Origin of the sequence: Porticoccus sp., assembly GCF_965660005.1 — a bacterium.
Lineage (GTDB): Bacteria > Pseudomonadota > Gammaproteobacteria > Pseudomonadales > Porticoccaceae > Porticoccus.
The window spans coordinates 1-12,457 of record NZ_CBFHYF010000046.1 but is presented as its reverse complement, the minus strand read 5'-3'; the positions used below and the strand labels follow the sequence as shown (position 1 = coordinate 12,457).

General features: G+C 50.3%; 13 protein-coding genes, 1 tRNA gene and 2 pseudogenes. 5 read left to right on the top strand and 11 right to left on the bottom strand.

Features of this window, described 5'->3' with window-relative positions; all coding sequences use genetic code 11:
• The first annotated feature begins 74 nt into the window (after positions 1 to 74).
• Both ACTF5G_RS08825 and ACTF5G_RS08820 read left to right on the top strand, forming a co-directional pair.
• Entirely contained in the window at positions 75 to 401 is a 327-nt protein-coding gene (locus ACTF5G_RS08825) for a hypothetical protein (protein ID WP_438952450.1), read from the top strand.
• A gap of 152 nt (positions 402 to 553) precedes the next feature.
• Complete coding sequence (locus ACTF5G_RS08820; RefSeq protein ID WP_438952449.1) at positions 554 to 871, top strand: DUF3106 domain-containing protein; 318 nt, start codon at positions 554 to 556, stop codon at positions 869 to 871.
• A 42-nt stretch (positions 872 to 913) separates the two neighbouring features.
• Here the strand turns inward: ACTF5G_RS08820 and ACTF5G_RS08815 are convergent, their stop codons facing one another.
• The gene (locus tag ACTF5G_RS08815; RefSeq protein WP_438952448.1) at positions 914 to 1,843 is read right to left on the bottom strand and encodes an electron transfer flavoprotein subunit alpha/FixB family protein; all 930 of its coding nucleotides are present in this window, start codon (positions 1,841 to 1,843) and stop codon (positions 914 to 916) included.
• Positions 1,843 to 2,595 carry an electron transfer flavoprotein subunit beta/FixA family protein gene (locus ACTF5G_RS08810; protein WP_438952447.1) on the bottom strand — a complete coding sequence of 251 codons (753 nt, stop codon included), beginning with the start codon at positions 2,593 to 2,595 and terminating at the stop codon, positions 1,843 to 1,845. The genes ACTF5G_RS08815 and ACTF5G_RS08810 overlap by 1 nt, the downstream gene beginning before the upstream one ends.
• Before the next feature lie 235 nt (positions 2,596 to 2,830).
• Here ACTF5G_RS08810 and ACTF5G_RS08805 point away from each other — a divergent pair, with 235 nt between their 5' ends.
• Positions 2,831 to 4,456 carry an electron transfer flavoprotein-ubiquinone oxidoreductase gene (locus tag ACTF5G_RS08805; protein ID WP_438952451.1) on the top strand — a complete coding sequence of 542 codons (1,626 nt, stop codon included), beginning with the start codon at positions 2,831 to 2,833 and terminating at the stop codon, positions 4,454 to 4,456.
• Positions 4,457 to 4,559: 103 nt separating this feature from the next.
• Here ACTF5G_RS08805 and ACTF5G_RS08800 read toward each other — a convergent pair whose 3' ends face one another.
• Complete coding sequence (locus tag ACTF5G_RS08800) at positions 4,560 to 5,273, bottom strand: TetR/AcrR family transcriptional regulator (RefSeq protein ID WP_438952446.1); 714 nt, start codon at positions 5,271 to 5,273, stop codon at positions 4,560 to 4,562.
• A gap of 143 nt (positions 5,274 to 5,416) precedes the next feature.
• Here ACTF5G_RS08800 and ACTF5G_RS08795 point away from each other — a divergent pair.
• A tRNA-Pro gene (locus tag ACTF5G_RS08795) sits at positions 5,417 to 5,493 on the top strand.
• A 46-nt stretch (positions 5,494 to 5,539) separates the two neighbouring features.
• On the opposite strand, the gene ACTF5G_RS08790 is transcribed toward ACTF5G_RS08795, so the two are convergent.
• From ACTF5G_RS08790 to prmB, 4 genes and pseudogenes are all read right to left on the bottom strand, one after another.
• Positions 5,540 to 5,824, bottom strand: coding sequence for a hypothetical protein (locus tag ACTF5G_RS08790; protein WP_438952445.1), 285 nt, complete (start codon positions 5,822 to 5,824; stop codon positions 5,540 to 5,542).
• Positions 5,825 to 5,975: 151 nt separating this feature from the next.
• Positions 5,976 to 7,011: pseudogene (locus tag ACTF5G_RS08785) on the bottom strand (MFS transporter).
• A 14-nt stretch (positions 7,012 to 7,025) separates the two neighbouring features.
• The gene (gene aroC, locus ACTF5G_RS08780) at positions 7,026 to 8,129 is read right to left on the bottom strand and encodes a chorismate synthase (protein ID WP_438952444.1); all 1,104 of its coding nucleotides are present in this window, start codon (positions 8,127 to 8,129) and stop codon (positions 7,026 to 7,028) included.
• 111 nt (positions 8,130 to 8,240) lie between these two features.
• Positions 8,241 to 9,152: a 50S ribosomal protein L3 N(5)-glutamine methyltransferase gene (prmB, locus tag ACTF5G_RS08775; protein ID WP_438952443.1), complete on the bottom strand. Its 912-nt coding sequence runs from the start codon at positions 9,150 to 9,152 to the stop codon at positions 8,241 to 8,243.
• 100 nt (positions 9,153 to 9,252) lie between these two features.
• Between prmB and folE the strand changes: the two genes are divergently transcribed.
• Positions 9,253 to 9,801 (top strand): GTP cyclohydrolase I FolE, encoded by a 549-nt coding sequence (folE, locus tag ACTF5G_RS08770; protein ID WP_438952442.1) that lies wholly within the window; start codon positions 9,253 to 9,255, stop codon positions 9,799 to 9,801.
• A 64-nt stretch (positions 9,802 to 9,865) separates the two neighbouring features.
• Here the strand turns inward: folE and ACTF5G_RS08765 are convergent, their stop codons facing one another.
• The 4 genes and pseudogenes from ACTF5G_RS08765 to ACTF5G_RS08750 form a co-directional block, all read right to left on the bottom strand.
• Complete coding sequence (locus ACTF5G_RS08765) at positions 9,866 to 10,321, bottom strand: SixA phosphatase family protein (RefSeq protein WP_438952441.1); 456 nt, start codon at positions 10,319 to 10,321, stop codon at positions 9,866 to 9,868.
• Positions 10,322 to 10,324: 3 nt separating this feature from the next.
• Complete coding sequence (locus ACTF5G_RS08760; RefSeq protein ID WP_438952440.1) at positions 10,325 to 10,765, bottom strand: DUF4389 domain-containing protein; 441 nt, start codon at positions 10,763 to 10,765, stop codon at positions 10,325 to 10,327.
• Positions 10,749 to 11,786, bottom strand: a complete 1,038-nt coding sequence (locus tag ACTF5G_RS08755) for an NAD(P)H-dependent glycerol-3-phosphate dehydrogenase (RefSeq protein WP_438952439.1) — start codon at positions 11,784 to 11,786, stop codon at positions 10,749 to 10,751. Before ACTF5G_RS08755 ends, ACTF5G_RS08760 begins: the two co-directional genes overlap by 17 nt.
• A 56-nt stretch (positions 11,787 to 11,842) precedes the next feature.
• Positions 11,843 to 12,457, bottom strand: a pseudogene (locus ACTF5G_RS08750) (molecular chaperone HtpG); the annotation flags it as partial.

The following is a 12,457-nucleotide window of genomic DNA, read 5'->3' as shown; positions in this document are numbered from 1 at the left end:
CACCGAAGGCAGCGTCAAAACCCATTATTCCCGCGCATTAACCAAGTTGCGGGGCACATTGGGAGAACATTGGTATGACTAATCTAGAGAAACAACTACAGGATGCCCTGCGTCAATCAGAAGACCAACTTGACAGCGCAACAAACTATCGCCTTTGCCAGGCAAGAGCCTCAGCTCTCAAAGCAGAGGGCAACAGGTCGTTGCCAAGATTCTTTATTCCTTTGGCAGCAACGGCAGCGGCATCGATATTAGCTGTTTTAGTGGTATTCTCGCCAATGACGCAGGATATACAGCGCGGCTCATCCCAGGAAGAGTTCCTGCTCAGCGAAGAAATCGATCTTTACGAAGATATTGAGTTTTATTCCTGGCTGGCCAGCGATACTGACCGCCTCAGAGGCTGATGCTTGTTCAGAAGCATATTTTATCGTAGTCACTCTTTATTACAGGTGTCCACTTTTGCTCTGATCTGTTTTTTTCACTACCCGGACAAACCTATCAGAGTAAACCTTTGCTACCGACTGACATCCATTTTAGTTCGGTCAAAAATCCCTCTGTGTCCGCCAGTCAACAGACTCATTGCGCTGAAAAAAAAGATCACTATAAATCCGACAAAAAAGACTGGAAAAACCATTACGAATCAATGACGCCCAGGGAAAGAGAAGAACTGAAAAAGCGACGCGAGTATTTTAAATCTCTACCACCGGAAGAACGCCAGCGTATCCACCAGGCGCGTGAAAAATTTCGCAACCTGCCCGCCGAAAAACGCGAAGCGCTAAAAGAACGCTGGCGTAACATGTCGCCTGAAGAACAGAGAGCATTCCGCAAGCGTATCGATCAGAACGGTAACTTTTCAGAAGACGATCAGGATTAAAAAACCGGCCAAAAGACCGGTTTTCTGCAGCTCATCCGCACCTCAGAGCTGTGCCTCAATCGCAGGAATCAGCTCAAACAAATCACCCACCAGACCATAATCTGCCACCTGGAAGATAGGTGCCTCCGGATCCTTGTTAATCGCTACAATGATTTTGCTATCTTTCATGCCTGCCAGGTGCTGAATCGCACCTGAAATGCCAACGGCAATATACAGATCCGGCGCAACAATTTTACCTGTCTGCCCGACCTGCATATCATTTGGAACAAACCCTGCGTCCACTGCTGCGCGGGATGCGCCCATTGCGGCACCCAGTTTGTCCGCCAGCTTTTCCAACATGGCAAAACCTTCACTGCTGCCCATACCCCGTCCACCGGCAACAACCACCCGCGCAGCGGTCAATTCAGGGCGCTCGGAAACAGCCAGCTCCTGATTGATGAAAGTACATTTATCCTGGTTGTGTACGCTGAAAACCTGTTCAATGGGGGCATTGCCTCCCTCTGCCGCAACCGCCTCAAAAGCCGTGGAGCGCACGGTCAGCACCTTAATCGCATCACTGCTTTGCACTGTTGCGATAACATTGCCCGCGTACACTGGCCGCTTGAAGGTGTCTGCGCTTACCACCTCGCTAATATCTGAAATAGCCTGCATATCGAGTAAAGCCGCCACCCGGGGCATCAGGTTTTTTCCTGTGGTGGTGGCCGGCGCCAGAACATGACTGAAACCCTCAGCAAGCTCGACAACCAAGGGGGCCATATTCTCGGCCAGGTGATGACTGTAGACAGGATTGTCAGCCAACAGCACTTTTTTGATGCCGGACACCTTTGACAGTTTGTCAGCCACACCAGAGCAACCGGAACCCGCCACCAATACGGCAATATCACCACCAATCGCCTGTGCCGCACTGATACTATTCAGTGTCGAAGGTCTAAAATCACTGTTGTCATGTTCGGCTATTACCAGAATACTCATCAGATTACCTTCGCTTCATTTTTCAGTTTGTCCATCAATTCCTCAACATCCGCCACTTTGATACCCGCCGCTCGCTGAGCAGGCAGCTCAACCTTTAGCAGCTTGACCCGTGGTGAAATGGAAACACCGAGCTCATCCGGAGTTGAAGTATCCAGAGGTTTCTTTTTGGCCTTCATAATATTGGGCAGCGAGGCATAGCGCGGTTCATTCAAGCGCAGATCGGCAGTCACAATTGCCGGCAAAGTAAGTGCCAGTGTCTGTAACCCGCCATCAATCTCACGGGTAACCGTAACCTTATTGTCACCCGTCAGTTCCAGTTTTGAAGCAAAGGTGCCCTGGGGGTAACCTGTCAGCCCTGCAAGCATTTGCCCGGTCTGATTATTATCGCCATCAATGGACTGTTTACCCATCAGCACAAGATCCGGCTGTTCGCGATCACACAAGACTTTCAGACACTTGGCGATGGCCAACGGTTCGAGCACATCCTCTGCAACCACTAACAGTGCTCTGTCTGCGCCCAGTGCCAGCGCCGTACGCAACTGTTCCTGAGCCTGTTGCGGGCCTATTGAGACCACAACGATTTCATTGACAAAACCCTGCTCCTTCAGCCGCACCCCTTCTTCCACGGCAATTTCGCAGAAAGGATTAATCGACATTTTGACATTATTGAGATCAACGTCGGTTGCATCGGCTCGGGGTCTCACCTTGACGTTGTAGTCCACCACGCGCTTGATAGCGACAAGTACTTTCATGGAATACCCTTTGAAATTCATTGGTTAGCGTTGAAGGGTGCTAATCATGCCGCTACCATCAAGCCAAATCAAGGCAAAGGGCGGTTTTCGGACCATCAATTACTGACCTCGTAGTACTGACTGACGGGTTCCAAATCTGCATGGCACCACTGCACCATACAGGCTAAAATTCACCCCTTCCCTACACCGAACAACAGACCGACACCTTACGGAGAATGCTGTGGAACGCGAATATATGGATTACGACATCGTTATCGTTGGGGCCGGACCAGCGGGCCTGTCTGCTGCCTGCCGCCTGAAGCAGATCAACCCCGATCTGTCTGTTGTGGTTCTTGAAAAAGGCTCGGAGGTCGGGGCCCATATTCTCTCGGGTGCCGTTATGGAGCCAACCGCTCTGAATGAGCTGTTTCCCGACTGGAAAGCACTCGGTGCACCACTCACCACAGAGGTTCGTCAGGACAATATCTATGTATTCAGCAAAACCCGAGGCATAAAAGTCCCATCCCTGTTTGTGCCAAAAACCATGCACAATGTCGGCAATTATATTATCAGCCTAGGCAATCTCTGCCGCTGGCTGGCTGAACGGGCCGAGCAGCTCGGCGTAGAAATCTTCCCCGGATTCGCTGCGGCCGAAGTGCTCTACGATGACAAAAATAACGTGCTGGGGGTCATTACTGGCGACATGGGCCTCGCAGCCGACGGAAGTCATAAAGCAGACTACACTCCCGGTATGGAGTTGCGAGGCAAATATACCTTTTTTGCCGAGGGATGCCGGGGGCACTTGGGCAAACAGCTGATTGAGGGGTTTTCCCTCGACAGTGACACCCTACAACCACAGCACTACGGAATCGGCATCAAGGAACTCTGGCAGGTTCCACCGGAGAAGTACTACCCGGGGCTTGTGGTGCACAGTGCAGGCTGGCCTCTGAGTGAAACCGGTTCTTCCGGTGGCGGTTTTCTGTACCACATGGAAGACAACCTTGTAGCAGTGGGCCTGACTATCGATCTTTCCTACTCCAACCCACATCTCAGCCCCTTTGATGAATTCCAGCGCTACAAACAACATCCGGTGATCAGACAATATCTGGAGGGTGGAGAAAGAGTCTCCTACGGCGCACGGGCCCTGGTTAAAGGCGGCATGCAATCGCTACCAAAAATGACCTTCAGCGGCGGGGTTTTATTGGGAGATAATGCCGGCACACTCAATTTTGCGAAAATCAAGGGTATCCATTGCGCGATGAAGACCGGCATGATCGCTGCAGAAAGTGCAGCGGAAGCCATTGCAAATAACAGACAACAGGATGAGCTGACGGCATTCAACAGCAATTATCGGTCCAGCTGGGCTTATCAGGAGCTCCACAGACACCGTAATTTTGGCCCTGCACAACACAAATGGGGCAATATTATCGGTTCTGCCTATGCTTTTATCGATATCAATATATGCAATGGCCGCCTGCCCTGGACACTCACCGATCCCAGACCGGATCATGCCAGACTTAAGCCAGTCTCAGAGTCAAAAAAAATCGACTACCCAAAACCGGATAATAAACTCAGCTTCGACAAACTGTCATCGGTATTTATATCCAATACCAATCACGAGGAGGCGCAGCCCTGCCACTTGAAATTAATCAATCCGGAAATACCGATCAGCCACAACCTGCCTCTCTATGATGAACCTGCACAGCGCTATTGCCCCGCTGGAGTTTATGAAGTCGTTGAGGACACTGCGGGGGAAAAGCGCTTTCAGATCAATGCACAGAACTGTGTGCACTGTAAGACCTGTGATATCAAGGACCCCAGCCAGAATATTATATGGGTTACCCCAGAGGGTGGCGATGGACCAAATTACCCAAACATGTAGCTTTAGAATCAAATAGTTAAAAGATAAACTTAATTGATTTTATAATTTTAATTGACCGCATCAACAGTCATTGTTAATGCGGTCAATTAAATTCATGCTGCATCTATACCGGATGATTGATTCCAGTCTTATTTGCACTGGCACTGGAGTTGGCAATTTTTTCATCGCGCAATTGACCGCGATTACCCATCGTGATACCGATATTACCGATAAAATTAAGGAAATCTTTCTTGTCCTCGACCGCAGCGCCGTAACTGACATTGAAGTACGCCTCGACTGCACCCTGAGCCAGAGCCCAGCACGCCAGGTAATGATAATGAGGCGGGACATCTTCCAGCACACCCTTGTCAATAAGCCTCGCCAACATCGAGTTCAGCGCATCCACATTGGAGCGTCGCAACGCATGCAGCTCATCAATTTTATCAGTCACTTCGTCATTGTCATGAAGCCGGGCTTCCAGTAACTGAACCAGTCGATCCAGTGAGGGGTCAGCGAGGCGAGCCTGAAAGTAGGAACGGGCTGCAGCACCGGGATCACCTGCTTCAGCAGACTCAATCCCGCGGCGAAGGTTTTCAGTGATGTGGCGCTCATAATCAAGCACGATCCGCATCAGAATTTCTGTTTTAGTAAGGAAGTGTTTGTAAATAGTGCCCTTGCCGACACCAGCCTCGCGGGAAATGGCTGACACCGTCACCTTATCAACGCCGTCTCTGATCAACAGGAACAATGCTTTTTCAATAATCGTTTTTTCCCTCGCCAGAAAGTGTCTTTTCTTGGCGCGAATTTTTTCTGTGCTATCAGAAGGTGTTCGTGGCATCGGATACTCTATGGGGCTTTGCCAGCGGACGGTGATTGTCCGATGAAAACTCAAATACTGTCAATGGTCACATTGGTGAACCTGAGAAGGCGCGACCGGCGAGGCGTAGACTCTTCAATTGAGGATGATATAATTCGCGCCGCCGGTGTGTAGCGCAGCCTGGTAGCGCACTTCCTTCGGGAGGAAGGGGTCGGAGGTTCGAATCCTCTCACACCGACCAGCTATTAAGCCCACGTTTTCGTGGACTTTTTTCCCGACACCAGCAGCTATTCATGCTTTTCCTTCTTGGATAACTCAGAGTCGCCGTAACGGTTTTCTGGTTGATAGCTGCCATAAGTGCTCAATAGCCCACCCCAGATATTCCCGCCAGCACAATGAAAATACCGCAGTTTCATCTCCATTGCCGCGTCTCGACACCGATCAGCCGTCAGAAACTGGCTGTCATACAATGCAAAAGTTTCATCAAATGGACTGTCCTTGACCAGCAGATCATAGGTGGGATAGAACAGATAGACACCAACCAGAACAATAATTGCGATAACAGGTTTCATTGGCTCCTCTCCAGAGTCGCTGCGTGCAGAAGTATAATAGCTCTGAAAATATCAAAGTCGGGTATCCTTCAAGCGGAACCAAATCACAACACTGGCCACAAGACACGATAGCGCCCCAATTGGAAGGCCATCAGTGGACTGGCATCCCATATCAGCCCCCCCGCCCCGGAGCCAACAGCCCCACCAAACCCGAGACAGAAGGCACTGTAAGGGCCTGGGCTTTTCCCTGATTACCCATCTCAAACAGGCGGCGTATGCAATCAATACCTGCTGCATGATAGCCACCAAACGTCAATGCATGGCAGGCCTGAGCAATTAGTAGTATCGGCAGTTGTTGGGGGAAATGGGCAATCAGTAGCCAGCGCAAGGTGGCAACCAGCAGGCAGACAATCATGATCGTACGCACGCCGAAACGCGGCAAAAGTCGATGCATCACGACAAACAAAAACACTTCGGCAACGACACCCACCGACCACAAAACACCGATTTCTCCCCTGCTGTAATTGTGGGATTCCATGTAAATACTGAAAAAACTGTAATAAATGCCATGGGACAGCTGCATCAGCATCCCTGCCACAAAAAAAGCCACTACAGCGGGTTGCTTTAACGCCGCAATGAAAGTCTGGGAGGATACCTCACGCTGACGATACCCCGGTGTCGGCACAACAAGACTGGACAGAAAAATTCCCACCAGTAGCAACAGACCAATAACAGGCAGTGTGTTGATCGAACCAGACTCCGCTACCCAATACAAACACAATAAAACCTATAGAGCCCCACAACCGGACACGACTATAGTTTTCTGGTCGTTGATGTAAAAAACTGGTAGTCACGACTTCTTGCTGTGGCAGTAGCGCATTCCAAAAAAAGCTGTACCCGACCATTACCAGGGCAATGCTCCAGAAACCCTGATCAATAAAAATACCAGCAAAACATAGGCAGGACAGCAATGCACCCAAACGAATAATGACTAACCGCTCACCAGTGTAATCGGCGAGCCAGCCCCAGAGATTCGGCGCGACTATTTTGGTAACCATCGGAATCGCCAGCAGGAAACCTATTTCTGCCGCCGTATAGCCAAGGGATTGCAGATAAAGAGACCAGTAGGGAAACAGCGCGCCCAACAAGCCGAAGAAACAAAAGTAGAACGCAGACAACCGCCAATATGGAACTGTCTCGTGAGTCATAGAGAAACAGTTATCTAATTGCCGGCATTTGCTGGGATTGGCGTCAAGCCGCTATCCACATGCATATTCTGGGCACGATGACGCAACAGATGATCCATCAGGGTGATCGCAAGCATAGCCTCGGCGATCGGTGTAGCACGAATACCCACACAAGGGTCGTGTCGCCCGGTGGTCACAACATCAATCGCATGGCCATTGACATCCACTGAGCGACCTGGGACGCGCAAACTGCTGGTCGGCTTGAGTGCCAGGTGAGCGATAATATCCTGACCAGAGGAAATCCCTCCCAGCACACCTCCCGCATGGTTGGACAGAAACCCCTCTGGGGTGATTTCATCGCGATGCCGGGTGCCCCGTTGAGCAACAGCATCAAATCCGGCACCAATCTCGACACCCTTGACCGCATTGATACTCATCAAACCATGGGCAATCTCGGCATCAAGCCGATCAAAAACGGGTTCTCCCAGACCTGGCGGAACACCCCTGGCAATGACGGTAATTTTTGCGCCAACAGAGTCACCATCCTTGAGCAGCTGTTGCATGTAGGACTCCATTTCCTGAACTTTATCGGGATCAGGGCAGAAGAAAGGGTTATTTTCCACCTCGTCAAAAAGAACTTTTTCAGCCTTGATCGGCCCCAGCTGTGAAAGGTACCCACGAATCGTTATACCGGCCACTTCTCGCAGATACTTTTTGGCAATCGCGCCAGCGGCAACACGCATGGCTGTTTCACGGGCGGATGAACGACCACCACCACGGTAGTCACGGATACCATATTTCTGAAAATAGGTGTAATCAGCGTGCGCTGGACGGAACTGATCCTTGATATTGGAATAATCCTTGGATCGCTGATCGGTATTCTCAATAATCAAACCAATCGGAGTCCCCGTTGTTTTTCCGTCAAATGTACCCGAAAGGATTTTCACCTCATCCCCTTCCCGACGCTGTGTGGTGTAGCGTGACTGGCCAGGTTTCCGACGATCCAGGTCGTGCTGCATGTCCTGTTCAGTCAGACACAGCCCCGGAGGGCAGCCATCGACAATACAGCCAAGGGCAGCACCATGGCTTTCACCGAAGGTGGTCACGGTAAACAGCTTGCCAATAGTATTGCCGGACATAGTATTTTCCAGATCAAGAATTGAAAGCGCCACTGAATTCACCTCTCAACGGAGCAGCGATTCAGCAGCAATGCTGGTGAATTTTATACGATCAGCTTTGTCCTGTCGTGGTTAGTCGATCCCCAACGACAAGTGATATGCATCCAGCTGTTGCCTGGTGAGCAAAAACACACCATGACCGCCACGCTCGAAATCCAGCCATAAGAACGATAATGCAGGGAACGCATCCTCCAGCGCCCGCCAGGAGTTACCTACCTCAACAATCAGAACGCCCTCTTCTGTCAGATAATCCAGCGCTTCACCGATCAGACGACGAGTAAAATCCAGACCATCAAACCCTGAAGCCAGTCCAATGGCTGGTTCGTGCAGAAACTCATTTGGCATATCTGCAAGATCGCCTGCATTCACATAGGGAGGGTTCGCGACAATCAGATCAAAACGTTGACCATGGAGGCTGGCAAACAGGTCTGATTCTACCTTTTTCATGCGCTTGCCCAGCTGATAACGCTGAATATTTTGCTCGGCCACAGCCAGCGCATCAATAGAAATATCACTTAACACCACATCAGCTTCAGGGAAATAATGGGCACAGGCGATACCGATACAGCCACTGCCGGTACAGAGATCCAGGATGGCCTCCGGTGAGGCTTTCAACCAGGGAGAGAACCTTGACTCAATCAACTCGGCAATAGGTGAGCGCGGCACCAGTGCTCGCGGGTCGACAGCAAACGCGAATCCCGCGAACCAGGCCTCGCCAATCAAATAAGCTGCCGGAATACGCTCGTTAATACGCCGGTCAAACAGGCATTTGATGAGTAATTGCTCGTCTTCGGATAATGACCGTTGTAGCAAACTCACGTCACTATCCCAGGGCATGGACAAACCGAACAGCACCAAGCTGAGAGCCTCGTCCCAGGAATTGTCAGTGCCGTGTCCAAAACACAGCCCCTCAGCCTCAAACCTGTCTGCACCCCAATTGATAAAATCGCCAATCCTGACAGGATTTATAGTTTCATTTTTCATGATGTCATTATACTTTTGCCATTAATAAATGGCTTTACGTTTACCAATTGCTGACGTAGGGTTATGCTACGGAAGTTACCGCTAACAGCTGAGAATTTTTGTGAAAACTACCGATTGCTACACCCATATTATTGAGTCTACGGGAGAAAAAATATCCCGGGAAGGATTGAAGGATACACCCAAGCGCGCAGCAAAAGCATTTGAATTCATGACTAGCGGCTATCGCCAAAATCTCGATGATGTGATCAATGGCGCTTTATTTCCCTCTGATGCCAGCGAGATGGTTATCGTCAAGGACATTGAACTTTACTCGCTCTGTGAACATCACCTGCTGCCTTTTATCGGTAAATGTCATGTCGCTTACATTCCCGATGGAAAAGTGCTTGGCCTTTCAAAGGTTGCCCGCATTGTGGATATGTACGCCCGTCGGCTGCAAATTCAGGAGACCCTGGTTGCGCAAATCGCGAATACCATTGAGTCGGTCACCGGGGCAAATGGCGTTGCGGTTATTATTGAAGCCAAACACATGTGTATGATGATGAGGGGGGTAGAAAAACAAAACTCGGTAATGAAAACGTCCGCTATGCTCGGGTCATTCAGGGATAATCAAGCCACCCGGAACGAATTCTTGTCACTGATCAACTGTTAGTCCGCAGACTTTGTCCCTACCGCCCGTGCATTCAAGAAAATAATGGCCAGTTCTGACACTGGGGCTAGGGATTGGTTAACCATTTGAGTTCAGCGCAGCCTCGGCTGAAAGCTGTGGTCTCAAGACAGGCCAGCGAACTGGTCGTCATTGACCATCCCAAGCCGGATCGATCAGTCAGGTATTCGAGAATCTTGCCAATCAGCGGCTGGTGGCTCAGTAACAGGATCGGCGCCTCCGCAAGAGAATCGACTCTATTTTCAACGGCAACCACGCTGCTTTCCGGCATCAATATATCCTCAAACAACAGTGATCCACGATAATTCAGTGATTCCACGAAAACACGCATCGTTTGCCTAGCACGAAGCACCGGACTACAGACTATCAGGGCGAGTTCGGATAGTTCGGCCCGGTGCTGCAACAATACACGTTGAATATCTTTCTTCCCCTCTGGGGATAACGACCGCCCGCCCTCTAAAGCATTGTAGGGAGCATCACCGTGGCGCAGCAGGTAGATCAGCACCGGCTATTGCTGCTCGCCCTTTTCCTTTTCTGCATCCAGAGCCACAGTGGGCTCCAACGCGGATTTCTGACTAACAAAAGAGGGGACATCTTCATCAGACGTGCTGGTATAGCCGGTGTCGGGGATTTCGTCTACCACTGCATCTTCCCAATGATCTACTGAACTTGTCTGGGTTTCGGGCCAATCTGCAAAGGGATAAGGTTTTTCCTCAGAATTGTAGGTGAGAAACAGCACCGCCTGGCAGATCCATTGGCCAGTCCCCCGCCCCAATCTTCTGAGGTTCCGGTTGTCCTCTCCGGTAACCAACACCACCAAAAACTGGAGAATGGCAATGGCCAGCACAACAAAACGTGCCACCACTAACAATATTACAAAGAGGATCATATAAAGCAGCCGAATCCAGGTATCAATATTCAATAAATTGACTTTAAACGTCTCTTTCATGACTCACCCCTGCAGTAAACTCAACGTCTGTACTTTGCTCAGCGAGCATCAGGCTACTGAGCACCTCACTGACTGGCTTTTTATTGAACATGGTCTCATAGAGCGCACTGACCAGCGGCATGTAAATACCGAGCTCTTCAGCTTCCTGCTTGATGATCCTGGTGGTGTTTACGCCCTCTGCGACCTGTCCTACCTTTGCAACTGCTTGATCGAGTGTCAAGCCCTCACCGAGCGCAAAGCCAATCTGATAATTCCTGCTAAGAGGTGACGTACAGGTCACGAACAAGTCACCAACACCACTTAGTCCAAGAAACGTCATCGGATTTGCACCCAATTTGGCGGCAAAGCGACTCATTTCTGCGAGACTACGGGTAATCAGCACACTGGTGGTGTTTTGGCCCATTTTCATCGCCGCTGCCATCCCAGCAGCGATCCCATAGATGTTTTTTAGTGCCCCCGCCAGCTCAACACCAAACCGATCACGGTTGGCATAGACGCGAAAATAGGATGAACCCAGCAGCACCTGAACCGCTTTGCACAGACGATCATCGTCGCTGGCAATCACTGTGGCCGTAATGGCCCTATTGACGATTTCCTTGGCCAGATTCGGTCCACTGATAACCCCAACCCTGGCATCCGTAAGCTCCTCTTCAAGAATTTCGCTCATCAACTTGAAGGTGCTCGCCTCAATACCCTTGGCAGTACTGATAACCATTGCCCGGGGAACTATGTACTGCCTGGCATCCTGCGCGAGACTGCGAAATGCGGAACTGGGTATAGAAAAGAATATAACCTCCGCACCATGCAAGCTTTCATGGAGATCGCTCGATACCTGCAGATTCTGATGCAACTGGTAACCGGGAAGATAAAGGTGGTTTTCACGCGTTTGACGACAGCGTTCAACATTCTCCCTGTCACGCATCCACAGAACCACATTACGGCCATTGGCAGCAATCATATTGGCTATGGCGGTACCGAATGTACCGCCACCAAGTACAGCAATTTTCTGTGGTGCCACCATGCTCTCAGCTTCTGATTATCGTTTGCGGAATTATAGGTTGAAGCCGGGGCGGATGGCTATGATGCCCCATCAAACAACAATTGATTGAGTCGGCGAACAAAGAGACTGGGGTTATCCAGCTGCTCACCGGCAGACAAAATAGCCTGATCGTACAACAGCGCCACCAAATCAGCGCAACGTTCAGCATCTTCCTCCTGACCCAACTGGTCGATAAGTGGGTGGTGGAGATTGATCTCCAATGTCGGCTTATCTGCGGGAACTGGCTGACCGGCAGCTTCCATCAATTTTCGCATTTGTGGGCTCAGTGCATCCTCAGCATAAACCAGGCAAGCAGGTGAATCCGTCAATCGACGAGTTTCTCTGACACTTATGACCTTGTCTGTCAGGCGGCTGGCAATTTTTTCAATCAGCCCTGATGAAGCCTGTTTTTTTCCGTCAGCATCACCTGCTTGCGCTGCCTCTTCATCTAGAATGGCGTCCTCCAGCTCACCCTTCGCGATATCCTGAAGTGTTTTTCCCTCAAACTCATGGATGTGAGAAATGGTCCATTCGTCAAGACGTTCGGTCAACAAAAGCACTTCCACATCCTGTTTGCGGAAGACTTCAAGATAGGCACTGTTGCGGGCCGCAGTCATGTTATCTGCCACCAGATAGTATATTTTCTCCTGCCC